Genomic DNA, 620 nt, shown 5'->3' with positions numbered 1-620 from the left:
GTCAACGATTACCATGAACGTTATGGCGAGATGGTTAGCGTCATCGCAAGCCAGATGGCAGGCCGGCCAATTACCAAAGAGCCTAACCTAGTATTTCTTGGTACAACAAGCCTCTACACTGATCATTCGTCTCAGTACAACCGGGTCAAACTACCCGCTGGTACCGTTCCGGGGCAAGCTTTTGATATTGAATACTCCCAACTCGGGCGGACCGAGGGTTTTGGGTCTCCGAATCTATCCGCAGAAACTGAACTGGGACTTGCTGCCATCGCGGAAGCATCAAGCGGATTTCGTAACGTCAACTTCGTGTTTGGTGAAGGGCAAAGTCCAAAGCTTCGTCAGCTACGCGAAGGCTTCGCCGGCCTAGGGCTCAACCAAACAAATTTACTCCAGCACGGCGCTCCTCGCATTATTTATGGAGTGCCACTGGCACGAAATCTGAAGCGGGTTCTCCTCGGCATCGATTCTGAGCCGGCGTATTCTATCGATCCGGAAAAGGTCGACAGCGAGGAAGCGATTGCATCTTTCTGGATCAGCCGCTGGCTGGCCTCGCGCCTCGACCACGCTCCAGCGCTAGATGCTGTTGGCACATCAACGCCGCTAACGGAGCGGGTCAGTCG

At 54.2% G+C, this 620-nt stretch carries 1 protein-coding gene; it reads left to right on the top strand.

The features are described 5' to 3' along the window. Window positions 1-620, top strand: a 620-nt coding sequence (locus AC1DCP_RS26330) for a Druantia anti-phage system protein DruA (RefSeq protein ID WP_476774859.1), incomplete at both ends; no start/stop codon positions are given.

It is taken from the genome of Agrobacterium sp. 10T429 (assembly GCF_056393925.1).
This window is presented reverse-complemented; position numbering and strand designations above follow the sequence as displayed.